The sequence below is a fragment of the Microlunatus aurantiacus genome (assembly GCF_039536605.1).
Taxonomy (GTDB): Bacteria; Actinomycetota; Actinomycetes; order Propionibacteriales; family Propionibacteriaceae; genus Microlunatus; species Microlunatus aurantiacus.
The window spans coordinates 1-790 of sequence record NZ_BAAAYX010000047.1 but is presented as its reverse complement, the minus strand read 5'-3'; the positions used below and the strand labels follow the sequence as shown (position 1 = coordinate 790).

Here is a 790-nt window from a genome sequence, read left to right as displayed (position 1 = left end):
GGGGTGTCGTGGAACACCGCCAACAACGCTGTCCTCGCCGAAGGCCAACGCCTGTTGATCGACGACCCGACACGCTTCGACGGCGTGCAGGTGATCGGCGTCGACGAGCACGTCTGGCGCCACACCCGCCGCGGCGACAAGTACGTCACCGTGATCATCGATCTGACCCCGGTCCGCGACCACACCGGCCCGGCCCGGTTGCTCGACATGGTCGAGGGCCGCACGAAGCAAGCGTTCAAACGCTGGCTGGCCGAACGGCCCGCAGCGTGGCGGGACCAGATCGAGGTCGTCGCGATGGACGGTTTCACCGGGTTCAAGACCGCTGCTGCTGAGGAACTGCCCGACGCGGTCGCGGTGATGGACCCCTTCCACGTCGTCCGTCTCGCCGGCGACGCCCTGGACCGGTGCCGCCGCCGGATCCAGCAGATCATCCACGGCCACCGCGGCCAAGCGAACGATCCGCTCTACCGAGCCCGCCGCACCCTGCACACCGGCGTCGACCTCCTCACCCCGAGGCAGCGCCAACGGCTCGAGCAGCTGTTCGCCGACGACAACCACGTCCAGGTCGAAGTGACCTGGGCTGTCTACCAGCGCATGATCATCGCCTACCGCGAACCCGACCGTGCCCGCGGCCGCGAACTGATGACCAAGGTCATCGACGCGCTCAACCACGCCGTTCCGAAGCCGCTGACCGAGCTCGGCACCCTCGGGCGGACCCTGAAGAAGCGAGCCGTCGACGTGCTCGCCTACTTCGACCGCCCCGGTTCCAGCAACGGACCCACCGAAGCGA

1 protein-coding gene is annotated in these 790 nt (G+C 68.4%); it reads left to right on the top strand.

Annotation, left to right across the window (positions count from 1 at the left end):
- Positions 1–790, top strand: a 790-nt coding sequence (locus ABD714_RS22995) for an ISL3 family transposase (RefSeq protein ID WP_344814798.1), incomplete at both ends; no start/stop codon positions are given.